Raw genomic sequence first — 25054 nt, forward strand, 5'->3', positions numbered from 1 at the left:
TGGAAGCCCCGTCGTCACAGGTTAAAGACTCGGCTTAGCCCCTATTGCTCCGGTGGATAGCTAATCCGCGCCTCGTGCGGAATCAGGGGCTTGTCCGCCCGGACCTTCATCTCCTGCACGGTCCAGGCGTTGCCGTCCGGATCCGAGAAGCTGAAGAACGTGCCGCCGTCGCGCTCATCAAAGACGGTCACGTCGCCAACCTCCACCCCGCGGTCCAGCAGTTCCTGCCGGGCGGCCTGCGCATCGGAAACCACCAGCTGCAGTCCCCGCAGGGAGCCCGGAACCATACCCTGCTGGGAACCCGTATCCCCGAGTACTATCGAGCAGCCCGAGCCCGGCGGAGTCAGCTGCGCGAAGTCCATCTGCTCGGTCGACGTGCGGTGATCGAGGTTGAAGCCCACCTGGTCGCGGTAGAAGGAGATCGCTCGGTCCTGGTCGCTGACCGGGACGATCATCACCTCGAGGGTCCAGTCCATTATCAGACCCTAGCTTCCGGCCGGGACGGAACCGAGCAGCTCATCGAGCTGGTCGTAGCCGTCGGACATAACGTCCCCCATGCCGTTTGATAGAAATTCATCCCGGAATTCGACCGACGGATACAGGGAACGGCCGGTCAGCCGACTCCTGCCGCCGGGCAGCCCGGTGAAGGTGCTGTATTCGAGAGTCACAACATCCGGGTAGCCCTCGAACTCGAAGGTCTGCAGCAGGAATTCGTCCTGCCGCACGGTGTGGAAGACACCCCGCATGGCGTACTCCACGCCGTCGTCACCGGCCTGAACCCAGCGGTACGCTCCACCGGACCGCGGCTCGAAAAGGTCAAACCGCGGCGGCGTGGGCCCGGAGCTGTTCCAACGGGCATACAGATCCGGATCGGTGTGGGCGGCGAAGACGGAATGGACCGGGAAATCGAACTCGCGGTGATACTCGATCAACGGTTGCCCGGGGGGAGCATCAAGGACCAGCGGGTTGCTCATCACGCACCCCTTCCCTGCAGTGCCTCCGGCTGGAGCTGGGCGAGCAGCTCATCCATCCGGTCAAAGCCCTCGGCGACGCCGGACTCCATGCCGGAGGCCGCCATCCCGTCCCGTGCCTCCATGGAGGGGTAGACGGCGTGGGCGCTGATCCGGGTGCGGCCGCCGTCGAGCGCCTCGAGCGTCATGAATTCCAGGCTGGTGACGTCGGGATAGCCGGAGAACTCGAAGGTCTGGATCGCGGATTCATTTTCCCGCACGGTGTGGAAGATGCCGCGGAATTCGTAGGGCACTCCCTCCGGCCCGGTATGGATATAGCTGTAGGAGCCGCCGGTGCGGAAATCGTAGTGGTTGATGTCCATCTTCATTCCCCGGGGCCCCAGCCACTGGGCCAGCAGGTCCGGTTCGGCGTATGCCCGGAAGACCTGCTCCACGGGATAGTCCACCTCGCGGGTGAAATCAATGAAGGGGACGCCGTCCGGGACGGTGAGCTGCAGTGCGTTGGTCATGATGAATCCTTTGCCTGCGGGCCGCCTTTCGCTGCGGCCTGTGCGTTGAGCACGGCGTCAAGGCTGCGGAACTGCTCCTCGCGGACCAGCCGGTACTGGCCGATCCATGCGGTGAGTGCCTCCAACCGTGCGGGATTCAGGTGGACGGGCCGGCGCTGGGCGTCACGGCTGCGCGTGACAAGCTGCGCCTGCTCGAGGACCTGGATGTGCTTCGAGACGGCCTGCTTGGAGATCTCGAAGGGTTCCGCCAGTTCGTTGACCGTGGCAGGGCCCCGGGACAGCCGGGCAATGATTTGGCGGCGGGCCGGATCGGCCAGGGCCAGGAAGGCCTTGTCCAGAAGGGGTTCGTCGCTGTGGGAGTCCATGCGGTCGGTCAGCTTCTGTCGATGTGTAATCAAGGTGCTGGTTGTTCAACCTTTCGGTTGATTACGAAGGTACGACGAGGCCGGGGGAGGGTCAAGGGTTTTTCGATAATTCCGGTCGGTTAGGGTGGGCGGAAACACCATCTGGGGGCACCGTATGGGGGTAAGCAATGAGCGCTACGGCGCTGGCTACCAGTGTCTGGGAGGCGGACATGAAGCCAAGGTATGCCGTTACCGAACCTGCTGGCGGCGTCTTTTTTGTGGAAGGGCCGGCATCGAATTGGGTGATCCTTCGCCGGGACACACAGTTCACGCTGATCGACGGCGGCTACCGGGGCGATCTGCCTTCGGTCCTGGCGTCCATCCATGACATCGGGCTGCAGCCGCGGAACGCCGTCGCACTCCTCATCACCCACGCGCACACCGACCACACCGGAGCAGCGGGTCATTTCGCACGGGAGTACGGCACACCCGTTCTGAGCAGCGCGGCCGAACACGGCCAGCTGCTGAGGCTGGAGACGTTTCAGGTCTCACCACTTCAGGTGCTGGTCCGGGCCTGGCGGCCGCGGGTCTTCCGCTGGGGCATCAGGGCACTTCGGGCCGGCGGAGCCAGGATAGTGCCCGCACCGGCCGCCGCGGTCTGGGACGTCGACCTGCTGGCTGCGTTCCCCGGCGGTCCGGTGGCCGTGCCCACACCGGGACACACGCCCGGACACACTGCCTTCTACCTGCCGGACGCGAAGGCCGTAATAACCGGCGATGCGCTGGTGACCGGGCATGCCATCAGCACCCGGACCGGCCCGCAGCTGCTCCCTCGGATGTTCCAGCACGACGGCGTCCGGTCGGTCGGTGCGCTCGCGGTGCTCGCCGGGCTCGATGCCTCACTGATCCTGCCCGGGCACGGCCCCGCTCAGAGCACCGGAATTCGTGAGGCTGTCGACGTCGTGCGCCGCCTATCCGGTGACGGGGCGAAGTAGGGCGCTCGCGTCCTGCCGCCGGAAGCGAAGCGGGACGGGCGTTGCCTTCACGTGGTTTCCCCGCGCCCGTAGACTGACGGCGATTTATCCCCACCGGCCGCGAAAGGGATGAGCACATGGACGAGCAGCCGTCTGATTCGCCAAAGGAACCTTCGGAGGCCCCGGGGGAGTCCGGAGGAGCATCCGGGGAGCCCGGAGCCGCAGGCACTTCAGCGGCATCCGGACGCAGACCGCGTAGAAAAGTTGATCCCAAACGGTCCGCCATCCTCGGGGCCATGTTCCTTATGGCCACCAGCGCGATCGGGCCGGGCTTCATCACCCAGACCACCGTATTTACCGTCCAGCTCGGTGCTGCCTTTGCCTTCGCCATCCTGGTGTCGATTCTGGTGGACATTGCCGTCCAGCTGAATGTCTGGCGGATTGTCGGTATTTCCGGGCTCCGCGCACAGGTGCTGGGAAACAAGGTGCTTCCCGGTGCGGGACTGGTGCTGGCGATCCTGGTGTTCATCGGCGGCCTTGTCTTCAATGTAGGCAACGTGGCCGGGACCGGACTGGGACTGAACGCCATGCTTGGCCTGGATCCGAAGATCGGGTCCGCGATATCCGCCGTGCTGGCGATTCTGATCTTTCTTTCGAAACGGGCCGGCCTGGCACTGGACCGGGTGGTGGTGGTCCTTGGCGCCCTGATGATCCTGCTGATGCTTTACGTAGCCATCGTTGCCAACCCGCCCGTCGGCAGTGCCCTGAAGAACACCGTCCTGCCGGAGCAGGTGGATTTCCTGGCCATCACCACCCTGATCGGCGGGACGGTGGGCGGCTACATCACCTACGCCGGGGCGCACCGGATGGTCGACTCGGGAAACTCGGGCCTGGAGAACATCCGCCCCATCACCCGGGCTGCCCTCTTAGGTGTGATCGTCACCGGAGTGATGCGGGTATTGCTGTTCCTGGCCGTTCTGGGAGTGGTTGCCGGGGGAGCAGTGCTGAGCGGAGAGAATCTGGCTGCCGATGCCTTCCGGATTGCGGCGGGCGAAGTGGGAATCCGGCTCTTCGGGATCGTTTTCTGGGCCGCTGCCCTGACCTCGGTGATCGGCGCTTCCTACACTTCGGTTTCGTTCATCACCAAGCTCTCCGGCAGCGACCGGGTCCGAAACCTGCTTACGGTTGCCTTCATTGCCGTGTGCGCGGCGGCCTACCTCCTGCTGGGCCAGCCGCCCCAGACCTTGCTGGTCTTTGCCGGGGCTTTCAACGGGCTCATTCTGCCGCTCGGATTCGCCATCCTGCTCTGGGCTGCCTGGCGGCGGAGTGACCTCCTGTCCGGGTATCGGTATCCGCGTTGGCTCCTTAGCGTCGGTGTCGTGGCCTGGCTGCTGACCCTGTACCTGGGGTGGAATTCGCTTGCCGGCCTGCAGGCCTTGTGGGCGTAGGGCCGTCTGCCCCGGCGACCAGTCAGTTAACAATCGCAGGATCGTTCAACAAAACTCTTGTGGATTGTTCAACAACCCTTAGACTGCTGGAAGCCCCTGTGGCGCGCCCCACACCTCCCAGCGAACGGAATCACCATGGACAGCACGCCTACCAAGGTAAAGGTCCGGCCCAACGCCAAGCGCACGGCCTTGCTCGGTGCCATGTTCCTGATGGCCACCAGTGCCATTGGCCCCGGCTTCATCACGCAGACCACGGTCTTCACCGTCCAACTGGGTGCTGCCTTTGCCTTCGCCATCCTGGTGTCCATCCTGGTGGACATTGCCGTTCAGTTGAACGTCTGGCGGATCATCGGTGTCTCCGGCCTGCGCGCCCAGGTTTTGGGCAACAAGGTCCTCCCGGGAGCAGGCTGGGTCCTCGCGGGACTGGTCTTCCTGGGCGGGCTGGTCTTCAACATCGGCAACATTGCCGGCACCGGCCTGGGGCTGAACGCCATGCTGGGCCTGGACACCAAGATCGGCGGGGCCATCTCCGCCGGCGTCGCCATCTTCATCTTCCTGTCCAAAAAGGCCGGACTGGCCCTGGACCGGATTGTCGTGGCACTGGGCGCGCTGATGATCCTGCTTATGCTCTACGTAGCCGTCAGCGCAGCACCGCCGGTGGGCGAGGCGCTGAAGAACACGGTCCTGCCCGAGCAGGTGGACTTCCTGACCATCACCACCCTGATCGGCGGCACCGTGGGCGGGTACATCACTTACGCCGGCGCGCACCGGCTGCTGGATTCGGGCACCACCGGTCCCGGATATGTCAAGGACATCACCAAGGTCTCGATGCTCGGCATCATTGTCACCGGCGTCATGCGTGCCCTGCTGTTCCTGGCCATCCTCGGCGTGGTGGCCGGCGGGGTTACCCTGGCCGGCGACAACCTGGCCGCCGACGCGTTCCGGCACGCCGCCGGCGAGATCGGGCTGCGGATATTCGGCATCGTGTTCTGGGCGGCGGCCCTGACCTCGGTGATCGGCGCGGCCTACACCTCGGTGTCCTTCGTTACGACGCCGGCCACCAAGGACCGCACGCGCAGCTGGATCACCGTCGGGTTCATTGCCTTCTGCACCGTGGTGTATCTGTTCCTGGGCCAGGCACCGCAGACCCTGCTGGTCTTCGCCGGTGCGTTCAACGGGTTGATTCTTCCGCTGGGCTTCGGCATCCTGCTCTGGGCGGCCTGGCGGCGCCGGGACCTGCTGCAGGGCTACGAATACCCCAAATGGCTGCTTATCATCGGTGTGCTGGCGTGGGCGCTGACCCTCTTCCTGGGCTGGAACTCCCTCTCCGGGCTCGCCGCACTCTGGCAGTAGCGGTCCCTTTCGGAAAGGTTGAAGCGACTATGGAAAACCTAGCTGACGCCCCCGCCGCAGGCCCGGCCCAGGATCCTGCAGCCTTGAACCCGGCCGGACTGTCACCGGCCGCAGCCCGGGCGCTGTTCCGGGACGGACTGGTCACCCCGACGGCGGGCTGGTCTGCCGGCTACGCGCAGGCCAACCTGATCATCGTGCCCAAGGCGCAGGCCTTCGATGTCCTGCTGTTCGCCCAGCGCAACCCGAAGTCCTGTCCCATCCTGGGCGTGCTCGACGCCGGGGAAACCGCCGGGCCGCTGCTGGCCGGCGGCGACATCCGCACCGACGTACCCCGCTACACCGTGTACGAAGACGGTGTGAAGGTCGCCGACCCCACGGACATCAGCGGATACTGGCGCGATGACCTGGTGACCTTCATTGTCGGCTGCAGTTTTACCTTCGAGGCGGCCCTGCAGGAGGGCGGCATCCGGATCGCGCACATTGACCAGGGCACCAACGTGCCGATGTACCGCACCTCGGTCCGCTGCGAGCCGGCCGGGGCCATGGCCGGGCCGCTGGTGGTCTCGATGCGCCCCGTGCCGGCCTCACAGGTGGCCGACGCCGTGCGGATCACCTCCCGCTACCCGGCGGTGCACGGCGCTCCCGTGCACGTGGGTAACCCGGCGGAGATCGGCATTACGGATCTGGGCCGGCCCGACTTCGGCGAGCCGGTGCGGATTGCCGACGGGTACGTGCCAGTGTTCTGGGCCTGCGGCGTGACCCCGCAGGCGGCGGTCATGGAGTCGAAGCCGGCGCTGGCCATCGGCCACGCGCCGGGGCACATGCTTATCACCGATGCGCGGGACAGTTCCTACCTGGTGCCGTAACCCGGAATCCGGCTATGAGCCCAGGTGCGCCAGGAGCTCGGCCTCCGCCGCATCCAAGTAGGCCTGCAGGACCTTCGTGGCCTTGGCGCGTTTGCCCTGCCGCAGCAGTTCCACCAGCCGGGCGTTCTGCTCCACGTAAGTAGAGTGGAAATCCGGCTGGCTGCTCATGGCATGGAACACCAGTCGCATTTCGGCCAGCACCCGGCCCATCACCTGCTGCAGCTGCACGCTCCCGGACATAGCCACAATGGCTTCGTGGAAGGCCTGATTCGCAGCCGCCATTTCGGTTACCGCGCCGCGCGCCTTGGCCTCCCGCGCGTCGGCAATGACCGCATCCAGCCGGGCCAGGTCCAGCTCCGGACCCCACAGCACCGCGGAGGGTTCCAGCATCCGGCGTACCCGGTAGATCTCGCGGACGGCCTCCGCGCCGGGGGCTGCAACGAACACTCCGCGGTTGGGATAGCGGGTGACGGCGCCTTCAATGCTGAGCATGGTGAACGCCTCGCGCAGCGTATTGCGGGAGACCTGCAGCGAGGCGGCCAGCTGTTGTTCGGAGAGTTTGGTGCCGGGCAGCAGCTCACCGGCGGCAATGCTGCCGCGCAGCACGTTCGCCACCCACACGGTGGTGTTGGCGTGGTCGGCGCGCTCGGTGGTGACATCCCCCAGGTTCACAGGCATCTCCCTAATCTAGCCGCAGCGGCAGCTAAACGGAGGCCCGGCCGCAGGGGGACGGCCGGGCCTCCGGGCTTTAGTCGCCGATGGTGCCCAGGGATTCACGCCGCCCGACGGCGGCGCCCGGTTCCAGCCCGGCGCGCGCGAAGGTGCCGGCGCGGTGGGCGCGGACGGTGGTTTCCATCTTCATCGCCTCCAGCACGGCCACCGGATCGCCTTCGGCCAGCTGCGCGCCGTCGTCGGCCACCCACTTCACCAGGTTCCCGGCCATCGGGGAGGCAAGAACACCGTTCCCACCGTCTCCGGCTTCGTCTGGAGCCGGAGCGGAAGCAGCGGCCCCGCCGCCGGACCGCAGTGCGTTGAGCAGCGCTGCCGGCACGCCCAGGGCAACCGCCCGGCCGTCGACGTCGATGGTCAGCGTTTCCCGTTCGGCGCCGGGCAGGGACGCGGCGATTTCCGGTGACGCGGCCAGCGGTTCAGCGAACTCGGACTCAATCCAGGTGGTGTAGACACCCAACTCGTCCTCCCGGGTGAACGCCGCCGAGCGAACCACGGCCCGGTGGAAGGGCACCACCGTGGGCACACCGCGGATCACCAGTTCATCCAGGGCGGCCCGGGCGCGGCGCAGCGCCTGCGGCCGGTCTTCGCCCCAGACAATCAGCTTCGCCATTAGCGAGTCATACTCGGCGGGCACCACGGAGCCGGACCGTACGCCGGAGTCCATCCGGATGCCGGGGCCGGTGGGCGGCTCGAAGACCTCCACGGGTCCGGGGCCGGGCAGGAAGCCGCGGGCCGGATCCTCGGCGTTGAGCCGGAATTCGAACGCGTGCCCGTGCGGCGCGGGGTCCTCGGTGAAGGACAGCGGCAGCCCGTCCGCAATGCGGAACTGTTCGCGGACCAGGTCCACGCCGGTGGTTTCCTCGGTCACGGGATGCTCCACCTGCAGCCGGGTGTTCACTTCCAGGAAGCTGATCAGTCCGTCGGGGGACACCAGGTATTCCACCGTGCCGGCACCGGTGTAGCCGGCTTCGCGGCAGATGGCCTTAGCGGATTCGTGGATGGTGGCCCGCTGCTCGTCCGTAAGGAACGGTGCCGGAGCTTCCTCCACGAGTTTCTGGTTCCGGCGCTGCAGCGAGCAGTCGCGGGTGCCGACGACGACGACGTTGCCGTGCGTGTCGGCCAGCACCTGGGCCTCCACATGACGGGGCTTATCCAGGAACCGTTCGGCGAAGCAGTCGCCGCGGCCGAAGGCGGACACCGCTTCACGGACAGCGGACTCGAAGGCGTCCTCCACGTCTTCGAGCCGGCGGGCGATCTTCATGCCGCGGCCACCGCCGCCGAACGCCGCCTTGATGGCCACCGGCAGGCCGTGCTCCTCGGCGAAGGCACGGACCTGCTCGGCGCTTTCCGCCGGGCCCTCGGTCCCGGGCACCAGCGGTGCACCGGCGCGGACGGCGATGTCGCGGGCGGTCACCTTGTTGCCCAGATCTCGGATGGCCTGCGGGGACGGGCCGATCCAGGTCAGTCCGGCGTCCTGTACGGCCTGGGCAAACTCGGCGTTCTCGGAGAGGAACCCGTAACCGGGGTGCACGGCATCGGCACCGGCGCGGCGGGCGGCGTCGATCAGTTTGGGAATGTTCAGGTACGTGTCCGCGCTGGCGGAGCCGTGCAGCGGATACGCCTTGTCCGCCACACGCACGTGCAGCGCATCGGCGTCGGGGTCCGAGTAGACGGCGGCGGAGCCGATCCCGGCGTCGGAGCAGGCGCGGGCCACGCGCACGGCGATCTCGCCGCGGTTGGCGATCAGGACCTTCTTCATGGGGTTCCTTCCGTAAACAGCCCGGCGGTTTCCTCCGCGGAGAGCGAAGCCAGGGTGTCGGGGTTCGAGAAAACAAAGCGGACCGGGTGTCCAGGCGGCAACTGTGCGGCGACGGGCAGGTCCTGGGGAACGACGACGGCGATCACCGGGTAGCCGCCGGTGACCGGATGGTCGGCCAGGAACAATACGGGCAGGCCCGACGGCGGCACCTGCAGCGATCCGGCCACTACGCCTTCGCTGGGCAGTTCCCCGTCCCGGACGCGTTCCAGCGGGGCGGCGTCAGGGTCCGCCGGGTCGGTGGCGAGCCGCACGCCGATCCGGTTGGACTCATTGGTGGCCAGCCAGGTCTGTGCGGTCAGGGCCGTGGCGGCGTCGGGACCGAACCAGTCCTGCCGGGGACCGGCCGTGATCCGGAGCAGGGTGGGTGCACGGCCGTCGCCCAGCGTGCCCGGGGCGGTGCCTTCGGGCAGGGGAGATGGTTCGGCGGTGCCGACCGGTACGATGCCGGGAACGTCACCGACGGGCAGGCGGGTGCCGGCGTCGAGCGGTGCCGGACCGATGCCGCTCATCGTGTCGGTGCTGCGGCTGCCCAGGACCGGATCCACGGCCAGCCCGCCGCGGACGGCCAGGTACGTACGGACACCGCGGAACGGTGTGCCCACCGTCAGGGTTTCGCCGTCCAGAAGGGCAAAAGGCGTATTCCGGGGTGCGGGCCGGTCCCGGTCGCCGCCGGGGGATACGACGGCGGCCGGCGCCTCTGCGCCGGACAACGCCAGGACCGTGTCGCCGTGCGCGGCCAGCTCCAGGCCGCCGAGCAGGTTCTCTATCACGGCGGCGTCCGCGGGGTTGCCGACCATTCGGTTCGCCTGCCGGGCGGAACGGGTGTCGGCGGCACCGGCAACGGAGACGCCGAGGTCCGCATAACCGGGGCGGCCCAAATCCTGGATCAGGGACTGGAGGCCTGGCATGGTTACCTCGAGAGTCGTCTGGTCGCGTTGGATGGGCGCATCGTCACCTTGCGCGGGCGGGAAAGTCCCATCGTCCCTTAGACACCTCGTTCGTTCCTCACTCGGCGATGCGGGACTCGCGGGACTTTCCAGCCCCGACCGGGCTGGGGATGCGGAGTCCGCAGTCTCCCGAGTTCGGTCAGGTGACTCAACCCCATCCGTCTGAGCTGTCTTGGTGGTAATCAATTCCCTGACAGGTCGGAAGATGACCGAATCGCCCGGGCGGATGAGAGCCGGCGATTCGCGGGAAAGGTCCCATAGCTTGGCATTGGTATGGCCGATCAATTGCCAGCCGCCGGGGGATTCACGGGGGTAGACCGCTGAATAGTCACCGGCCAGGGCAACCGAGCCGGCCGGAACCGCCTTGCGGGGGGTGCTGCGGCGCGGAACGTTCAGCGCGGGATCCCCGCCGACGAGGTAGGTGAAGCCGGGGGCAAAGCCACCGAATCCGCCGGTCCACGCCGTGCCGGTGTGCGCCTGAACCACCGCCTCTTCGGAGAGGCCGGTGAGCCGGGCCACCTCGGCGAGGTCCTCGCCGTCGTACACCGTGTCAATGGTGACCGTGCGGGCATCGGACAGCTCGGCGTGGCTGAAGTCCAGGCGCTCCAGAAGCCGGACGGCGGCCACGGTGTCGCGGCGGCCGGCGAACCGGACCAGTACGGTTCCGGCGGCGGCCAGCGCATCAATCTGCCCTGGCAGCGGCGAGGACTGCAACCGGGCATGGAGGGCGACGACGTCGGCCAGCGAGTCGAGCTCGACCAGCAGCGCCCTGGTGCCGGCGGGGCGGATGGCGCCGATCCGCGGCCCGCCCTCGGTCGAGCCAGGAACTGTACTCACACGAAACTCTGGATGGTGACTCCGGCGCTTTCCAGGCCGGCACGCACGGCCCGGGCCATGGCCACGGCGCCGGGGGTGTCGCCGTGTACGCAGATGGACTCTGCGGACATGGGGATTTCGGTGCCGTCGACGGCAGTAATGGTGCCCTGGGTGGCCAGACGGACCATGTTGGCGGTGACCTGGTCGGGGTCGTGGATCACCGCGTTGGCTTCGCGTCGGGACACCAGCGTGCCGTCGGGGTTGTAGTTGCGGTCGGCGAAGGCCTCGGTGACGCCGCGCAGGCCGGCATCGGCGGCAATGTCCAGGGCCACGGCGCCGGGCAGCAGCAGGACAGGCAGGTCCTTGTCGAAGGTGCGGACCGCGTCGATCACGGCCTTGGCATGGACTTCGTGCCGCACGATGGTGTTGTACAGCGCGCCGTGGGGCTTGACGTAGCGGATGTCGGAACCGGCCGCGCGGGCCATCGCCTGCAGCGCACCGAGCTGGTAGAGCACGTCGTCGAACAGTTCGGTGTAGGAGCAGTCCAGGAAACGGCGGCCGAAGCCGGCCAGGTCCCGGTAGGCGGGGTGGGCGCCGATGGTGACGCCGGCGGTGACGGCGTCGCGGCAGGTCTGGGCGATGGTGGACGGATCGCCGGCGTGGAAGCCGCAGGCCACGTTGGCACTGGAGACGGATTCGAAGACGGCGGCGTCGTCGCCCATCCTCCAGTTGCCGAAGGACTCGCCCACGTCGCTGTTCAGGTCAATGACGGTCATGGTCCTGCCTCCCGCTTCTTGTGCAATGTGTTCCTACAGTGTGCCCGGTCACGTCGGATTGTTCAACAATCTGTGGTTTGTTGCTGATGTTGGCAGGCCACGGATTCGGCTGCGGTACAAAGTATTGTGCTCCCGCGGGTGCCGTTGCGGGAGGCCTGGGAAGAGTGGCCGTGACCGGTGAGACCACGGGCTGGAGATCAGCGGGGTCTTCGGGGATCCGTCCTATCCGGAGGGGTGGCCTGGGATGCCACCTGCCGTGCTACCCGGTCGGGACGATGTTGTGGTTCCGCCGGAAGAGGTTCTGCGGGTCGTAGGCGGTCTTCAGTGCGGTGAGCCGGGCCAGCTTGTCCGGGCCGTATACGGACGGGGCGGTGCCCTGCGACACCGGATCCTCGGCGCCCATGAAGTTCACGTACTGCGCGCCGGAGGAAAACGGCTCCACCGCCTTCGCCAGCCCGCGGACAAAAGCCGTGTGGGCGGCGTCGTCCGCCGGGTCCTGCCAGAAGCCGTAAATGTTCAGCCAGTAGGGGGCATCCCGGGTGGGAAAGGCGGTGGCGTCGTCCGCCACCCGGCCGTAGGCGCCACCCAGATGGTGGATGTCAAAGCCGGTCCCGCGCCAGGTCTGTTCACAGCCGGCGCGGACCAGGGCGTCGATGGCGGCGTCATCCAGTCGGTCGATGGAGGCGTTTTTCCAGTAGGCGCGTGAGCCTGGCGGGAAGGTTGAGTCCATGGCCGTCTGCCAGTCGGACCAGGGCACCGCTTCCACTGCCTCGATGTCAGGGGGAGCTGCGGCGGCAAGCTGCCGGATCAGTGCGGCCCCGGCCTCCAGATCCGGGTCCGCCCAGGCGAGTCCGATCACCATCAGCGGCTGGTCCCCCATGTCCCATTCCTCCGCCGGTACCAGGAAACTGATGATGGTGGTCATCTCATCGGGCAGATCGGCCGCCCACGCGTCAAAAGCGGCGAGCGCCTGGTGCCAGTGCATGTTGCCGTACGCCAGGTTCCCGCTGAGGACCTGCGCGGGCAGCGGATGCGCGGAGAAGGTAAAGGAAGAAACGACGCCGAAGTTCCCGCCCCCGCCACGCAGCCCCCAGAACAGTTCCGAATGATCATCGGCGGATGCGTGGACGGACTCGCCGTCGGAGGTGACGACGTCGGCCGCCTCCAGGTTGTCGATGCTCAGTCCATGCGCGCGGGTCAGCCAGCCGACACCCCCGCCGAGGGTCAGCCCGGCCACCCCCGTGCCGGACACGACGCCCAGGGGAACGGCCAGGCCGTAGGGTTCGGTGGCGGCGTCGACGTCGCCAATGGTGGCGCCCGCCTGCACTGTAACGGTGCCGCTGTCCACGTCTACGCTGACGTCCCGCAGGCCACCCATATCCAGTACGATCCCGTCCGCAACCGTCCCGTTCCCCGCCACGTTGTGCCCGCCGCCGCGGACCGCCAGCGGCAGGTCCCACTGTTGGGCGAAGGCGAGGACCGCGGCGATGTCCTCAACGGTGCCGGCACGCACCACCATCGCGGGCAGGACGTCGATCATCCCGTTCCAGACGCGGCGGGCGTCGTCGTAAGTCTCATCCTGCGGCAGGACAACGGAACCGGTCAGGGACGCCCGCAGGTCCGCAACGGAGTCCGGGGAAAACTGGGGGTCCATGGCGTTACACCGCCTTCACGCGGCAACCGCCGGACGCCCGGATGGTGTCCGGTCCTTTGGTTTTTCTGCCGCTGTAAAAAAGTCTTTGCCTGCGGCCCGGGGGAATCAAGGGGTTCCCGGTGCGAGCAGCCCGGCACGGAAGCTAATTCCCGCCTCCCGGACCCGATACCGCGAACCTTGGTTGTTCCTTCCAGCCCGGCCCCATAGCGTCCTTCCTGCACTCGCACCGCCGTCCCGCCACCCGGGACGGCACGTCAGCTGCACGGGCCGCCCGCCGGGGAGGGGCCAGCCTGTTCTGCGACTTCGCATCTTGACGGATGCGGCAACTGACACCGCTGCGCCCCTGGGGGTGAGACGCAAGCCCAGTATGAGGGAACCCGCCATGCATCAACGAAAGAAATCAGTACGACTCGGGCTGGCGTCGCTTGCAGCGATGCTGGTTGCCGGAACCCTTTATCCAGCCGGTGCCGCTGCGGCACCCTTAGCACTCGAAACCCGGATTTCGCTCCCGACCCAGGCGCCGCCGGGCATGCCGTGGATGGACCCGGAACTGTCACCGGATGAACGGGCGGACCTGGTGGTCGCCGTGATGACCCTGGAACAGAAGGTGACCTACCTGATCCAAAGCGGCGGACCGGGACTGCCGGAACTGGGCCTGCCGCCCATCCGCAGCAAGGACGGCTGCTGCGGACTTGCCCTGGAAACCCAGGACACCACGGCGCTGCCGGCGGGGGTGGGACTCGCGTCCTCCTTCAGCCCGGAACTCGCCCAGGCCTACGGCGCTGTGGGCGGAGAAGAAGCCCGGGCGACGGGCTACAACGCAATCGCCGGCCCCACCATGGATCTGGTCCGGACGCCCTTCAACGGACGGATGTGGGAAGACCTCGGCGAGGACCCAATGCTGAGCGGCGACATTGCCGCGGGGCAGGTGCAAGGTGAGCAGAGCGCGGACATCTCGGCCCTGCCCAAGCACTACAACCTGAACAACTTCGAGACCCGCCGCGGGCACGTGAACGTCCTGGTGGACGAGCGGACCCTGCAGGAGACCTACACCCGCCCCTGGGAAACCATGGTGACCGAGGGTGATCCCGGCGCCATCATGTGCGCTTTCAACCGGGTGAACGGACCGTTCTCCTGCGGCAACGACACGCTGCTCAACCAGATCCTCAAGGGCCAGCTGGGCTTCCCGGGGTTTGTCTCCTCGGACTTCAACGCCGCGCACAGTTTCGAGGACTATGCGGCCGGGCTCGACGTCGCCGGGCCGGGCCTCGAATTCTCCGGACCCGCGCTCCTGGCGGCGGTGCAGAACGGGCAGGTCTCCGAGGAACGGGTGACCGACGCCGCCCGCCGGGTGGCGCGCACCATGTTCGACAAGGGCATTGTGGACAACCCGCCGGTCGGCTCCTTCATCAATCCGCAGCCGGCCGATCCGCCGGTTCCCGCGGAAATGCTCGACGAGCACGCCGAGGTGGCGGAGCAGGCCGCCCTCGAAGCGGCGGTGCTTTTGAAGAACGAGGGCAGGACCCTGCCGCTGGATGACGACGCCGGGTCCGTGGCGGTCATCGGTTCCGACGCCGACTGGTACATCGACGGCGGCGGCAGTGGTGCCATTCCGAACCCGGCCCGGCTGACCACCATCCTGGACGGGATCACCGCCCGGGCACCGGGATCCGCCGTCGACTGGGCGCCCGGCACCGATCCGGTTTCTCTGGGCGACACGATTCCCGGTCCGGCGCCGGTCCCCAGCGGCGTGCTGACGGAACTGTCCGCGAGCTACTGGACCGGGATCAATACCTTCGAGGGCGAACCGGCGCTGGCCCGGGACGAGCTGCAGGTCAATCTGCGGACCGGTATCTCGGCCGACACCATCAACACCTCGCAGGTACCGGGCGTCGGCCCGCAGCTGGCGTCGCAGCCGATTTCGGCCCGCTGGACCGGAACGCTGGTGGCTCCCTCCACGGGGACCTACACGTTGTCGCTCACCCATCTGGGCACCGCACGGCTGTTCCTGGACGAGCAGGAAGTCATTACGGGACCGGCGGCGCCCTTCGGCACCCAGGAAGCAACCGTGGACCTGACCGCCGGACAGGCTGTGGCGGTGCGGATCGACTACACCACGGACGCGCCCAACCAGTTCAACGGCGGACTCAATGACCAGCCCGGAGCTCTGATGCGTTTCGGCTGGACTCCGCCGGAGGACGTCCTGCCGCCGGCCATGGCCGAAGCGGTGGCTCTCGCCGCCGAGTCCGAAGTGGCCGTGATCGTGGCGCGGGACTACACCGGGGAGGCCGCTGACCGCGGATCGCTGGTGCTTCCCCAGGACCAGGACCGGCTCATCTCCGCGGTCTCGGCAGTGAACCCGAACACCGTCGTCGTACTGGCTACGAGCGGTCCGGTGACCATGCCGTGGATCGAGGACGTCCCGTCGGTGATGGAAATCTGGTACCCCGGGCAGGCACAGGGAACATCGACGGCGGCGCTGCTGTTCGGCGACGCGAACCCGTCCGGCAAGCTGCCGGTCACCTTCCCTGCCAGAGATGAGCAGGCCGTCCAGGTGGCACCGCCTAACCCGTTCTCGCTCATTGAGATCGTGGACCCCGAGGTGCCCTATGTTGAGGGTGTGTTCGTGGGTTACAAGGGGTATCTCGAGCAGGGGCTGACGCCGCTGTTCCCTTTCGGCCACGGCCTGTCCTACACCCAGTTCGACTACGGGAAACTGCGGACCACGCACAAGGTGGACGCCTCCGATCCGGAGGCTGCGGTGTCGGTGCGGGTATGGAACACGGGACACTACACCGGCGAAGAAACACTGCAGGTGTACGTGGGCAACCTGCCCACCGATGTTCCGACGCCGGCCCTGCAGCTCGCCGGGTACGGCAGCGTGACGCTGGCGCCGGGGGAGTCGGACCGGGTGGAAATCGAACTGGATCCGCGCTCCCTGCAGTACTGGGACGAGACCGAGGGTGCCTGGGTAACTCCTACGGGGGAGGTCCCCATCTATGTGGGCCGCTCGGTGGAGGATATCCGGCTGGCCGGAAGCCTGTACGTCAGTGACAAGGGCGGCGGCCATCACGGCCACCACGGACACCACGGCCATCCGAGCCATCACGGCGGCTGGGGCGGGGGTGGACACGGGGGAGGCCGCGGCTAGGCAGGGTTGCCGCTGACCGCGAACCGGCAAGTAAAAGGCCTCCCGGAACGACTACTCGTCGTCGGGGAGGCCTTTTACGTCAACCTGGTGCGTGCCTAGCAGGGTGAGGTGTTATGGGTCACGTGGCCGCGTTCCGGAAGCTGCTGTCGTTACACTTTCGGTGCTTCCGGATCACCCAAAACCGGGGCAATCCGGGGGCCGTAACTGAAACAATAGGAAAGGCGGCTTACTTGTTCGAGCCGCCCATACAGCCACAGTCTCATGCCCGTGAATGGAGCCCCCCGAAGTGCCTTCCGAATCAGCCCAGCCGTTTGAAATTTCCGAAACGGACCGCGTCACCGTCTACGGTGCGAAGAACTTCCCGGAGGTGGCCGGGTTGCTGCCCGACTCCGCGTTCCTCGCCGAAGATGACGGCCGCTTCCCGGCCGACGTCGTGCTGCTGTTCGTAGGCTCCGCTGCCGATTTGGCACATGACCTGGCCACGGCCGCTGCCGCCGTCGAGCCCGGCGGATCCCTCTGGGTCTGCTATCCGACGGCAGAGATCGACGGCGGCGCCCCGGACCTGAACCGGGACACCGTGGCTTCCCTCGTTGAAACGAATGACTGGGAGCCCGTGGGCGACGCCGTGCTCAACAGCCAGTGGTCTGCGGTGCACGGGCGGCCGGCCGGAAAGTAAGGCTGGGAAGTAAAGCAGGGGAATCCGCCGGGCCGGGCCGCGCAGCAGCGGTGCGGAATTAGGTCCGGCGGCTTCCGCAGGGATGGTCGTCGGCGCATACTCGGGAGCATCTGATCCGTTCCCCGAGAGGAGACCGCTATGCCCTCGAACATGAACCCGTACCTCAACTTCCGGGACAACGCTGCGGAAGCGATGTCCTTCTACCAGGACGTCTTCGGCGGCACCCTGGAAAGCTCCACATTCGCGGAAATGAACATGTCCGACGATCCGTCCGAGGCAAACAAGATCATGCACTCGACGCTCACCACGGACAGCGGTTTTGTGCTGATGGCCTCGGATACGCCCAACGCGATGGCCGGGCCGGAAAGCGTGGCCCCTGATTCCAGCAACGGCTATGCCATTGCACTGAGCGGCGACAACAGCGACGAGCTGCGCGGCTACTGGGACAAGCTGCTCGACGGCGGCCAGATGACCCTGCCGCTGGAAAAGGCACCCTGGGGTGATGTGTTCGGCATGGTGACCGACCGGTTCGGGACCAGCTGGATGATCAGCATCGAGACTGAGGACTCCTAGGGCCCGATTCGTCCGGAACGGGAGCAGCGCGCGGCCCCGCCGCGTGACGGCGGCTCAGCTCCCTCCGCCGGATTGCGTTGCCGCCCACTCCGCGACCCGGTGGGCGCTCTCCTCTTCGGAGAGGTCCTCAACCCGGGACATCACTGACCAGCGGACCCCGAACGGGTCGCGGATACTGGCGAAGCGGTCTCCCGAGACAAAGGTTGTCAGTGGTTCGCGGATAACGGCACCGGCCGCCGCCGCGCGCGTGACGGTCTGGTCCGCATCGGCGCAGTAGAGCCCGAGCGAGTAGCAGTCGTTGTCCCCTTCCGGTGGTAGTACCAGCCCGAAAGCCGGATTGGGCTCGCCCAGCTGCAGCCGGCCCATTCCGAAGTCGAGGTCGGCGTGCACCACGACGCCGTCCATCTCGGTTACGTCCACCACCCGGCCCCCGAACACCTCACGGTAAAACGCGATGGCGTTTCGGGCATCCGGTACGGTCAGGAACGGGGTCAGGCTGGTGGCGCCGTGCGGGATCCCGCCGGTGGTGTGTTCACCGGTGAGGCCGGCTGTGGTTTTGTCTGAAGTGGTGTTGTCTGTGGATGTCATGATGCAAGGCTAGGCAGCAGCAATAGGCGACGCTTGAAGATTCACGACAGGCCCGGAAGCAATAGAAATGAGCAGGCTATGGAGGACCAGTGGCGCGGGCTGCTTTATCCCGCCCGGCTGCCGGCGTTCCACCGGTTGCCCCCGCCGGACGCGCTCCGGGACCGCTTGCGCTGGGTCTGGATTCCGGAATGGGACCTGGCACCCGGCAAGGTGTCCCGGCAGGAGGTCCTTCCGTTCCCGGCCCTGAACCTGGTGGTGCAGCCGGAGGGTGTCAGTCTTTCCGGTCCCGCCACGCGGCGTTCCTTCCGCGATTTGGCGGGGCAGGGCTGGGCTGTCGGGATGCTGCTGCGTCCCGCCGCCGTACCGGTCTTTACCGATGACCCGGGCAGCCTCCGCGACGCTGAAATCCCGTTCCACGCCCCGGACCTGCATGCCGCGGTTACGGCCGCCATGAGCTGCGGCACTGGGGGACAGGGGAACAGTGACGACGACGACGGCGCCCGCCGCCAGGAGTGGTTAACCGGGCACCGCCGTGCAGCATCGATAGCCGCCGAGTGGCTGGAAGCCCGCGTCCCGGTACCAACAGCCGAAGCCGAAGCGGCCAACCGGTTGGAGGACCTGATCCAATCCGACCGGGAACTGATCCGGGTTGATCAGGCAGCCCAACAGCTCGGCGTCTCGGTCCGGAGCCTGCAGCGCCTGGCGCGCCGGTTTGTGGGCCTGCCGCCGCTGGCGATGATCCGCCGCTACCGGCTGCAGGAGGCAGCGGAACGGCTGCGTGAAAACAGTGAAATCTCCATTGCCGATGTCGCCGCGGATCTCGGTTACGCCGACCACGCCCATCTGGCCAACGCGTTCCGGGAGGTCCTGGGCTTCACCCCGAGCGGGTACCGGCACTCTGCGGCCCTGTAAGCACGCTGCTAACAGATCGGCTGATGCCCGGTGCTGCCGCGGACAATCAAATCGCAGGGAAAATTCACCTGCCGTGACGGTAGTCCAGGGGTGTTGATGCGCTCCACCAGCAATCGGGCACCGATCCGGGCCATTTCCCTACTGGGCTGCCGGACCGTGGTCAGGCTGAAGGAGTCCCAGCCTGCCATGTCGACGTCGTCGTAGCCGATGACCCAGCAGTCTTCCGGGGCGGAAAGCCCGTTGGCGCGAAGAGCGTCAAGGGCACCGAAGGCCATGTAGTCGTTGGCGCAGAAAACGGCGTCGGGCCGGTCGGCGCGGGATAGCAGCCGATTGACGATATGGGCGCCTCGGTCGTGGGAAAACTCGCCGTAGAAGCGGAAATGGTCAGGAACCGGATGCCCGAGTTCTTCCATTCTGCTCAGAAAACCCCGCCCTCGGTCGCGGGAGGTGCTGGCTTGGTTGGTTCCCCCGATAAAAGCCACCCGGGTTTTGCTGTGCTCCAGCAGGTAGTCGGCAACGATTGCGCCCCCGTGCAGGTTGCTGCTGGATACCTGGTCGCAATCCAAGCCTTCAACCACGCGGTTTATCAGGACGATGGGACTTTCCTGCTCCACGGCGGCCTGCAGCTCCACGGAGTCCGCTGTGGCCGTGGTGAAAATAACGCCGTCAACAGCACGTTCCCGGATGGCTTGCAACGCGTCCTGGTGGCTTCCACCACTTGCATTCCATATGACGACTCGGAAGCCCGCAGCGGTGAGTTCACGGCTGAGTTCATCCAAAACTTCTGAATAGAAAGGATTAGTCAGATCTGCAACGACCACTCCGATGGTGTTCGTCCGCATCGTTTTCATGGCCTTTGCCCCCGCATGGGGCACATAGCCGAGGGTTTCCATCGCCGCGTGGACTTTGGCCTGCGTGGTTGCGGATACCTTCCCGGAGCCGGCCAACAGACGGGAGACCGTGGCTTGTGAAACACCGGCCAGCTCGGCGACGTCTCGGCTGGTCACCGTTCTGCCATATCCCCTCGCGTTCGAATTCATTCTTTCCGTTTCAGTCGGCCTACTTGGATGGTCAGGTAATTACTCGGATCAGCGTATCCAAGAGGACGCCGTCAAATCCGCAAGGACGGAGTTTGAGACATCGAAAACCCGGCAGGGAGGCCACCTCCGATGAGGCGGCCTCCCTGCCGGTGGCTCGGCGCTGTTCGGGGCTACCGGGTAGCGGTTGCGTCGTATTCCGGCGTGAGTCCCCGGCGCATCCGGACCCGCGGGGCTGTTTCGGGTGCCCAAAGGACGCCGACGACGGTGATGAGGGAAGTGAAGATCATGTACAGGGCGACGAGCCAATAGCGGTCGAAGTCCGGGCCGATAAGCGCGGTGGCGATCAGCGGCGCAAAGCCTCCAGCGAAGACCGCGGCAACCTGCGGCCCCACCGATGCGCCCGAATACCGGAGCTTCGGTTCGAACAGCTCGGTGAAATACGCCGGTTCGACGGAGTAGCAAAGGTCTCGGCCCACATTGCAGGTAAGGATCAGTACCAGCAGGACCATCAGGAATTCACCCGTCTGCACGGCCCAGAAGAAGGGGAATGCCATCAGCATCATGGTCAGTGCGCCTGCCAGGACCGTGTACCGGCGGCCCCACCGGTCGGAAACCCAGCCCCAGAGCGGGATGGAGAAGACGCCCAGACCCGCCATGATCATGGTGGCCAAAAGGACGGTGTTGTTACCGAGCAGGATTGCCGGCGCATAGGCCAGGAGGAAGGTCGTGTAGATGTAGTAGTTCGCGTTCTCCGCGAACCGCATCATGATGACCTTCAGGATGGTGACGGGCTTGGTCTGGATGACCTTCACGACCGGGAGCTTCTCGATGTCCCCCTTGCGCTTGATCTCCTCGAAGGCAGGCGATTCGTCCACCTTGCTGCGGATGTAGAAGGAGAGGGCAACCAGCACCACGGAGAAGAGGAACGGTATGCGCCATCCCCAAGCGGCGAAGGCCTCGGGGTCGAAGGTGCCGGCCATGATGAAGAAGGCGCCGTTCGCCAACAGGGTTCCCACCGGAACCCCGATCTGCGGCCAGGACCCGAAGAAGCCCCTGCGCTCTGCCGGCGCGTATTCGGTAGCCATCAGCGCGGCGCCGCCCCACTCCCCGCCGACCCCAATGCCCTGGACGATGCGCAGGAGCACCAGCAGGATGGGGGCGGCAATACCGATCGCCGCAAAGTTAGGGAGGCAGCCGATAAGGAAGGTTCCGCCGCCCATCAGGCCCAGCGTGATCATCAGCATCTTCTTGCGCCCAAGCCGGTCACCGAAGTGGGCAAAGATGAAGCCGCCGATCGGACGTGCTGCAAAGCCGATGGCGTATGTGCTGAAGGACAGGAGGATTCCCGTGAAAGGGGTCACGGAAGGGAAGAACTGAGTGTTGAGGATGATTGCAGCCGCAACACCGTAAACGTAGAAGTCGTACCACTCGATGCAGCTTCCGAGTACGGACGAAACGAGCGCCCGTCGGCGCATTTTCGGATCAATGGCGGGTGGGGCTGTGGTCCCGGGGACACTCATGGCGCGACTCCTTTGTCTGGTTTGCGGGGTGTGATGGCAACCACAGGAGGCCGCATCAAAAAGGAGTGTATACGTATACAAATCCGCAGCACAATCCCTTGCAGCGGCGAATGTATACGTATACAGTCTTGGTCAACCGGGCGGAACTGTCCGGCCCGGGCGCTCCGCTGATCGCTCATCAATGAAGATGGAAGGATCCCTCTGATGACCGCTGATACCGAAACCAGTTCAGTTTTCTCCGAGATGCTCAAGGAACCGGCTGAGCTGAGTACGTCCCGGGGCAGCACCCCGGAGGTGCGCGCCACTGTGGAAGGCGTGCTTGCGGACGTCCGCCAACGCGGCGACGAGGCGGTACGTGAGTACTCGCAGAAGTTTGATAAGTACGCACCGGATTCCTTCCTTCTCAGCAAGGAGCAGTTGGAAGAGATCGTTGCCCGGGTGCCGGAGCAGGTCATTGAGGACATTAAATTTGTCCAGGAACAGGTCCGCTTCATGGCGCAGAAGCAGCTCGAATCACTTTCGGATTTCGAAATCGAAACCATGCCGGGCGTCCTCTTGGGTCAGAAGAACATTCCCATCGAGGCTGTCGGTGCCTATATTCCCGGCGGCAAGTACCCCCTGCTGGCCAGTGCCCACATGACCATCGTTACCGCCAAGGTTGCCGGCGTGGAACGGGTGGCTGCGTGCACGCCCCTCATTCAAGGCGAGGTCCCGGACGCCACGGTTGCAGCCATGTACCTGGCTGGTGCGGACGAGATCTACCTGCTCGGAGGCATCCAGGCTGTGGCCGCGATGGCCATCGGTACCGAGAGCATCAAGCCGGTCAACATGCTGGCCGGACCGGGGAACGCCTTCGTGGCGGAAGCAAAGCGGCAGCTCTTCGGCGAGGTGGGCATTGACCTCTTTGCCGGCCCCACGGAGGTCTTGATCGTCGCGGATGAACACGCTGATCCCTTCATTGTCGCCGTCGATCTTCTCTCCCAGGCTGAGCACGGCCCGGATTCACCGGCTGTGCTGATTACCACCAGCGAGGAGCTGGGACGCAAGGTGATCGACCATATCGACACCCTGCTGGTAGATATGCCCACCCGTGACTTTGCTGCTCCTGCCTGGCGGGACTGGGGCGCCGTGCATGTGGTCAAGAATCTCGATGACGCGTATGCGCTTGCTGACGAATACGCATACGAACACGTACAGATTCTGACGGCTGCCCCCCGGGAGGCTCTCGAGAAGATGCACAACTACGGAGCATTGTTCCTGGGCGAGGGCACCTGCGTGTCTTACGGAGACAAGGTAATCGGTACGAACCATGTTCTCCCCACCCGAGGCGCCGCCCGGTACACCGGCGGACTCTGGGTAGGGAAGTACCTGCGCACCGTCACGTACCAGGAGGTCGTGAACGAAGAATCCAGCGCTTTCTTCGGCGAACTTTGCGGCCGCGCGGCGCGGGTCGAACGTTTTGAGGGCCATGCCCGGTCAGGTGACGTTCGGGCCGCCAAGTACCGCGGCACCTCGCTGGACTGGTCCGACCACACCTTCACCAGCTAGGGATCCGTGAAACTGCAGTTGGAGGGAAAAGCTGTCCTGGTAACGGGAGCTGCCCGCGGACTCGGCAGGGCCATCGCTGACGGCCTTGCCGAGTGCGGTGCAACTGTTTACGGAACCAGCCGTGACGCCGGGACTGCCCAGGAAATCGGCCAGCGTTACGGGACCCCGCCTCTGGTCCTGGACGTGGCCCGGATCGAGGGGATAGGGGCTTTCGTAGACGAGTTGCAGGAGCGCAGCGGCGGGCTGGACCTGCTGGTCAATAATGCAGGCGTGAACATTCCGCGGCCCGCGTTGGAGGTTACCCAGGAGCAGTGGGACACGGTCCTGGACACGAACCTGAAAGGGATCTTCTTCCTCACCCAAGCCGTCGCGAGGCACTGGATTGCAAAGGGGTCTCCCGGCGCCGTCGTCAACGTAGCCTCGCAGGCAGGAATCGTAGCGATCGAGGAGCGGGCCGCATACGGGGCGAGCAAGGCAGCGTTGATCCACCTGACCAAAGTGCTGGCACTGGAATGGGCTTCCGCCGGTATCCGGGTGAATGCCGTGGCTCCCACGTTTGTGCGAACAGAGTTACTGGAATCAACGCTCAGCCGGCCGGAATGGGCTGCTGAGCTGCTCTCCCGAATTCCAATGGGCCGCTTCGGTGAGCCCGAAGAAATCGCCGGGGCAGTGGCCTTCCTGATGAGTGACGCCGCGTCGCTCATCACCGGGCACACCCTGCCTATCGACGGCGGCTACACCATCCGCTGACGGCTTCCGGGACCGGCCGCACAGGCCGGTCCCGGTTCCGCTCTTTTTATCAGGAGAACCGACATGGGCATTACACAGAGGATCGACGCCGTCGCAGTTGTCGGAGCCGGTTATATGGGCGGCGGCATTGCGCAGGTCATTGCCCTGCACGGCTACCGCGTCACGCTGGGGGACGTCGACGGCGACGCCGCCGAAGCAGCACGGGTCCGCCTTACGGAACAGGCACGGCAGTTCGAGGACCGCGGACTGTTTCCGCCCGGCGCTGCCGAACTTATCGCCGCCAACCTCACCGCAGCACCGAGCGTGGAAAAGGCAGTGGCCGAAGCCGACTACATAGTCGAGGCAGTACCCGAAAACCCGGCACTAAAGTCGACAATCCTGGCTCGGATTTCGGCGGCGGCCCCGGAGAGCAGCATCATCGGCACCAATACGTCCGCCATACCGATTGCTGAGTTGGCAGACTCCGTACAGGCACCGGCGCGGCTCCTGGGGGTGCACTGGATGAATCCTGCGCCCTTCATCCCCGGTGTCGAAATCATTCCCGGCCCCGAGACAGCGGCCGAAGCCGTAGACCTCGCGGAAGAATTTATTACCGGCCTGGGAAAGACTGCGGCCCGGGTCGCTGATACCCCGGGATTCGTTGCCAATCGGCTGCAGTTCGCGCTGTATAAGGAGGCGCTTCGCCTGGTTGAAGAAGGCGTCGCCACACCCACGCAGATTGACGCCGTAGTCAGCAACAGCTTCGGTTTCCGGTTGGCGCTTTTCGGTCCTTTCGCCATCGGCGACATGGCCGGCCTGGACGTGTATGAATCCTCCTACCGTTCCTTGGAGAAGGCATACGGCGAGCGGTTAGCTGCGCCTGACAGCCTTCGCGCCGCCGTCGCGGACGGGAATCTGGGCCTCAAGACCGGCCGTGGATTCCTGGAGATCGACCCGACGGACCGACAGGCGCTTCTCGCTTACCGCGATACCGCCTACGCCCGTCTTTCAGAGCTGAGAGCCGAGTTGGGGAAGGCCCCGGGCCTGTAACCAACCGGGGATCAATCCCCGGGCGAAGCCAAAGCGCGCCCCGGGGATTGATCCCTTA

Annotated in this window: 23 protein-coding genes; 11 read left to right on the plus strand and 12 right to left on the minus strand. The window is 66.0% G+C overall.

The genetic code is table 11. From position 1 onward, the window contains the following. Window positions 1–41: 41 nt before the first annotated feature. From N2K98_RS03135 to N2K98_RS03150, 4 genes are read right to left on the minus strand one after another with little or no spacing between them, the layout of a single operon-like run. Entirely contained in the window at window positions 42–476 is a 435-nt protein-coding gene (locus tag N2K98_RS03135; RefSeq protein WP_255865969.1) for a VOC family protein, read from the minus strand. 9 nt (window positions 477–485) lie between these two features. After that, window positions 486–974: an SRPBCC family protein gene (locus N2K98_RS03140; protein ID WP_255865971.1), complete on the minus strand. Its 489-nt coding sequence runs from the start codon at window positions 972–974 to the stop codon at window positions 486–488. After that, window positions 974–1480, minus strand: a complete 507-nt coding sequence (locus tag N2K98_RS03145) for an SRPBCC family protein (protein WP_229952679.1) — start codon at window positions 1478–1480, stop codon at window positions 974–976. The genes N2K98_RS03140 and N2K98_RS03145 overlap by 1 nt, the downstream gene beginning before the upstream one ends. Next, window positions 1477–1845 (minus strand): ArsR/SmtB family transcription factor, encoded by a 369-nt coding sequence (locus tag N2K98_RS03150; RefSeq protein ID WP_255798642.1) that lies wholly within the window; start codon window positions 1843–1845, stop codon window positions 1477–1479. Before N2K98_RS03150 ends, N2K98_RS03145 begins: the two co-directional genes overlap by 4 nt. 167 nt (window positions 1846–2012) lie before the next feature. Between N2K98_RS03150 and N2K98_RS03155 the strand changes: the two genes are divergently transcribed. From N2K98_RS03155 to N2K98_RS03170, 4 genes are all read left to right on the plus strand, one after another. Beyond that, window positions 2013–2819: an MBL fold metallo-hydrolase gene (locus tag N2K98_RS03155; RefSeq protein ID WP_255865972.1), complete on the plus strand. Its 807-nt coding sequence runs from the start codon at window positions 2013–2015 to the stop codon at window positions 2817–2819. Between the two features lie 116 nt (window positions 2820–2935). Continuing rightward, complete coding sequence (locus N2K98_RS03160) at window positions 2936–4246, plus strand: NRAMP family divalent metal transporter (protein WP_255865973.1); 1311 nt, start codon at window positions 2936–2938, stop codon at window positions 4244–4246. A 135-nt stretch (window positions 4247–4381) separates the two neighbouring features. Beyond that, the gene (locus N2K98_RS03165; RefSeq protein WP_255865974.1) at window positions 4382–5599 is read left to right on the plus strand and encodes an NRAMP family divalent metal transporter; all 1218 of its coding nucleotides are present in this window, start codon (window positions 4382–4384) and stop codon (window positions 5597–5599) included. Between the two features lie 29 nt (window positions 5600–5628). Next, window positions 5629–6465: a putative hydro-lyase gene (locus N2K98_RS03170; protein WP_255865975.1), complete on the plus strand. Its 837-nt coding sequence runs from the start codon at window positions 5629–5631 to the stop codon at window positions 6463–6465. A gap of 12 nt (window positions 6466–6477) precedes the next feature. Here the strand turns inward: N2K98_RS03170 and N2K98_RS03175 are convergent, their stop codons facing one another. The 5 genes from N2K98_RS03175 to N2K98_RS03195 form a co-directional block, all read right to left on the minus strand. Then, window positions 6478–7143 carry a GntR family transcriptional regulator gene (locus N2K98_RS03175; RefSeq protein WP_255798310.1) on the minus strand — a complete coding sequence of 222 codons (666 nt, stop codon included), beginning with the start codon at window positions 7141–7143 and terminating at the stop codon, window positions 6478–6480. Window positions 7144–7213: 70 nt separating this feature from the next. Beyond that, on the minus strand, window positions 7214–8956 hold the full coding sequence (locus N2K98_RS03180; protein WP_255865976.1) for an ATP-binding protein: 1743 nt from the start codon (window positions 8954–8956) through the stop codon (window positions 7214–7216). After that, on the minus strand, window positions 8953–10800 hold the full coding sequence (locus tag N2K98_RS03185) for a 5-oxoprolinase subunit B/C family protein (protein WP_255865977.1): 1848 nt from the start codon (window positions 10798–10800) through the stop codon (window positions 8953–8955). The genes N2K98_RS03180 and N2K98_RS03185 overlap by 4 nt, the downstream gene beginning before the upstream one ends. After that, complete coding sequence (locus N2K98_RS03190) at window positions 10797–11555, minus strand: LamB/YcsF family protein (protein ID WP_255865978.1); 759 nt, start codon at window positions 11553–11555, stop codon at window positions 10797–10799. Before N2K98_RS03190 ends, N2K98_RS03185 begins: the two co-directional genes overlap by 4 nt. Window positions 11556–11814: 259 nt before the next feature. After that, window positions 11815–13209 carry an FAD-binding oxidoreductase gene (locus tag N2K98_RS03195; RefSeq protein ID WP_255865979.1) on the minus strand — a complete coding sequence of 465 codons (1395 nt, stop codon included), beginning with the start codon at window positions 13207–13209 and terminating at the stop codon, window positions 11815–11817. Between the two features lie 382 nt (window positions 13210–13591). Between N2K98_RS03195 and N2K98_RS03200 the strand changes: the two genes are divergently transcribed. From N2K98_RS03200 to N2K98_RS03210, 3 genes are all read left to right on the plus strand, one after another. Next, window positions 13592–16360 (plus strand): beta-glucosidase, encoded by a 2769-nt coding sequence (locus tag N2K98_RS03200; protein ID WP_255865980.1) that lies wholly within the window; start codon window positions 13592–13594, stop codon window positions 16358–16360. A gap of 286 nt (window positions 16361–16646) precedes the next feature. Beyond that, on the plus strand, window positions 16647–17036 hold the full coding sequence (locus tag N2K98_RS03205) for a hypothetical protein (protein WP_255798316.1): 390 nt from the start codon (window positions 16647–16649) through the stop codon (window positions 17034–17036). Window positions 17037–17174: 138 nt separating this feature from the next. After that, the gene (locus N2K98_RS03210) at window positions 17175–17609 is read left to right on the plus strand and encodes a VOC family protein (RefSeq protein WP_229952668.1); all 435 of its coding nucleotides are present in this window, start codon (window positions 17175–17177) and stop codon (window positions 17607–17609) included. 54 nt (window positions 17610–17663) lie between these two features. On the opposite strand, the gene N2K98_RS03215 is transcribed toward N2K98_RS03210, so the two are convergent. Further along, window positions 17664–18197, minus strand: coding sequence for a VOC family protein (locus N2K98_RS03215; protein ID WP_255865981.1), 534 nt, complete (start codon window positions 18195–18197; stop codon window positions 17664–17666). A gap of 78 nt (window positions 18198–18275) precedes the next feature. On the opposite strand from N2K98_RS03215, the gene N2K98_RS03220 reads away from it, so the two are divergent. Further along, complete coding sequence (locus N2K98_RS03220) at window positions 18276–19109, plus strand: helix-turn-helix domain-containing protein (RefSeq protein ID WP_255865982.1); 834 nt, start codon at window positions 18276–18278, stop codon at window positions 19107–19109. An 8-nt stretch (window positions 19110–19117) separates the two neighbouring features. Here the strand turns inward: N2K98_RS03220 and N2K98_RS03225 are convergent, their stop codons facing one another. Next, on the minus strand, window positions 19118–20149 hold the full coding sequence (locus tag N2K98_RS03225) for a LacI family DNA-binding transcriptional regulator (RefSeq protein WP_255865983.1): 1032 nt from the start codon (window positions 20147–20149) through the stop codon (window positions 19118–19120). A gap of 170 nt (window positions 20150–20319) precedes the next feature. Then, the gene (locus tag N2K98_RS03230; protein WP_255865984.1) at window positions 20320–21669 is read right to left on the minus strand and encodes an MFS transporter; all 1350 of its coding nucleotides are present in this window, start codon (window positions 21667–21669) and stop codon (window positions 20320–20322) included. A 204-nt stretch (window positions 21670–21873) separates the two neighbouring features. Between N2K98_RS03230 and hisD the strand changes: the two genes are divergently transcribed. The 3 genes from hisD to N2K98_RS03245 all read left to right on the plus strand — a co-directional run bounded on the left by hisD (window position 21874) and on the right by N2K98_RS03245 (window position 24996). Further along, window positions 21874–23217 (plus strand): histidinol dehydrogenase, encoded by a 1344-nt coding sequence (gene hisD / locus N2K98_RS03235; RefSeq protein ID WP_255798321.1) that lies wholly within the window; start codon window positions 21874–21876, stop codon window positions 23215–23217. A 6-nt stretch (window positions 23218–23223) separates the two neighbouring features. Next, window positions 23224–23967, plus strand: coding sequence for an SDR family NAD(P)-dependent oxidoreductase (locus N2K98_RS03240; RefSeq protein ID WP_255865985.1), 744 nt, complete (start codon window positions 23224–23226; stop codon window positions 23965–23967). A 63-nt stretch (window positions 23968–24030) separates the two neighbouring features. Continuing rightward, a complete protein-coding gene (locus N2K98_RS03245) occupies window positions 24031–24996 on the plus strand; it encodes a 3-hydroxyacyl-CoA dehydrogenase family protein (RefSeq protein WP_255798323.1) in 966 nt (321 codons plus the stop codon). The last annotated feature ends 58 nt before the right edge of the window (window positions 24997–25054 follow it).

This window comes from Arthrobacter jinronghuae, from assembly GCF_025244825.1.
Classification (GTDB): domain Bacteria; phylum Actinomycetota; class Actinomycetes; order Actinomycetales; family Micrococcaceae; genus Arthrobacter_B; species Arthrobacter_B jinronghuae.

Excerpts from the sequence above, each read along its gene's own strand:
- N2K98_RS03135 (WP_255865969.1), bottom strand. The coding sequence starts at position 476 with ATGGACTGGACCCTCGAGGTGATGATCGTCCCGGTCAGCGACCAGGAC.
- N2K98_RS03140 (WP_255865971.1), bottom strand. The coding sequence starts at position 974 with ATGAGCAACCCGCTGGTCCTTGATGCTCCCCCCGGGCAACCGTTGATC.
- N2K98_RS03145 (WP_229952679.1), bottom strand. The coding sequence starts at position 1,480 with ATGACCAACGCACTGCAGCTCACCGTCCCGGACGGCGTCCCCTTCATT.
- N2K98_RS03150 (WP_255798642.1), bottom strand. The coding sequence starts at position 1,845 with ATGGACTCCCACAGCGACGAACCCCTTCTGGACAAGGCCTTCCTGGCC.
- N2K98_RS03155 (WP_255865972.1), top strand. The coding sequence starts at position 2,013 with ATGAGCGCTACGGCGCTGGCTACCAGTGTCTGGGAGGCGGACATGAAG.
- N2K98_RS03160 (WP_255865973.1), top strand. The coding sequence starts at position 2,936 with ATGGACGAGCAGCCGTCTGATTCGCCAAAGGAACCTTCGGAGGCCCCG.
- N2K98_RS03165 (WP_255865974.1), top strand. The coding sequence starts at position 4,382 with ATGGACAGCACGCCTACCAAGGTAAAGGTCCGGCCCAACGCCAAGCGC.
- N2K98_RS03170 (WP_255865975.1), top strand. The coding sequence starts at position 5,629 with ATGGAAAACCTAGCTGACGCCCCCGCCGCAGGCCCGGCCCAGGATCCT.
- N2K98_RS03175 (WP_255798310.1), bottom strand. The coding sequence starts at position 7,143 with ATGCCTGTGAACCTGGGGGATGTCACCACCGAGCGCGCCGACCACGCC.
- N2K98_RS03180 (WP_255865976.1), bottom strand. The coding sequence starts at position 8,956 with ATGAAGAAGGTCCTGATCGCCAACCGCGGCGAGATCGCCGTGCGCGTG.
- N2K98_RS03190 (WP_255865978.1), bottom strand. The coding sequence starts at position 11,555 with ATGACCGTCATTGACCTGAACAGCGACGTGGGCGAGTCCTTCGGCAAC.
- N2K98_RS03195 (WP_255865979.1), bottom strand. The coding sequence starts at position 13,209 with ATGGACCCCCAGTTTTCCCCGGACTCCGTTGCGGACCTGCGGGCGTCC.
- N2K98_RS03200 (WP_255865980.1), top strand. The coding sequence starts at position 13,592 with ATGCATCAACGAAAGAAATCAGTACGACTCGGGCTGGCGTCGCTTGCA.
- N2K98_RS03210 (WP_229952668.1), top strand. The coding sequence starts at position 17,175 with ATGCCCTCGAACATGAACCCGTACCTCAACTTCCGGGACAACGCTGCG.
- N2K98_RS03215 (WP_255865981.1), bottom strand. The coding sequence starts at position 18,197 with ATGACATCCACAGACAACACCACTTCAGACAAAACCACAGCCGGCCTC.
- N2K98_RS03220 (WP_255865982.1), top strand. The coding sequence starts at position 18,276 with ATGGAGGACCAGTGGCGCGGGCTGCTTTATCCCGCCCGGCTGCCGGCG.
- N2K98_RS03225 (WP_255865983.1), bottom strand. The coding sequence starts at position 20,149 with ATGAATTCGAACGCGAGGGGATATGGCAGAACGGTGACCAGCCGAGAC.
- N2K98_RS03230 (WP_255865984.1), bottom strand. The coding sequence starts at position 21,669 with ATGAGTGTCCCCGGGACCACAGCCCCACCCGCCATTGATCCGAAAATG.
- hisD (WP_255798321.1), top strand. The coding sequence starts at position 21,874 with ATGACCGCTGATACCGAAACCAGTTCAGTTTTCTCCGAGATGCTCAAG.
- N2K98_RS03245 (WP_255798323.1), top strand. The coding sequence starts at position 24,031 with ATGGGCATTACACAGAGGATCGACGCCGTCGCAGTTGTCGGAGCCGGT.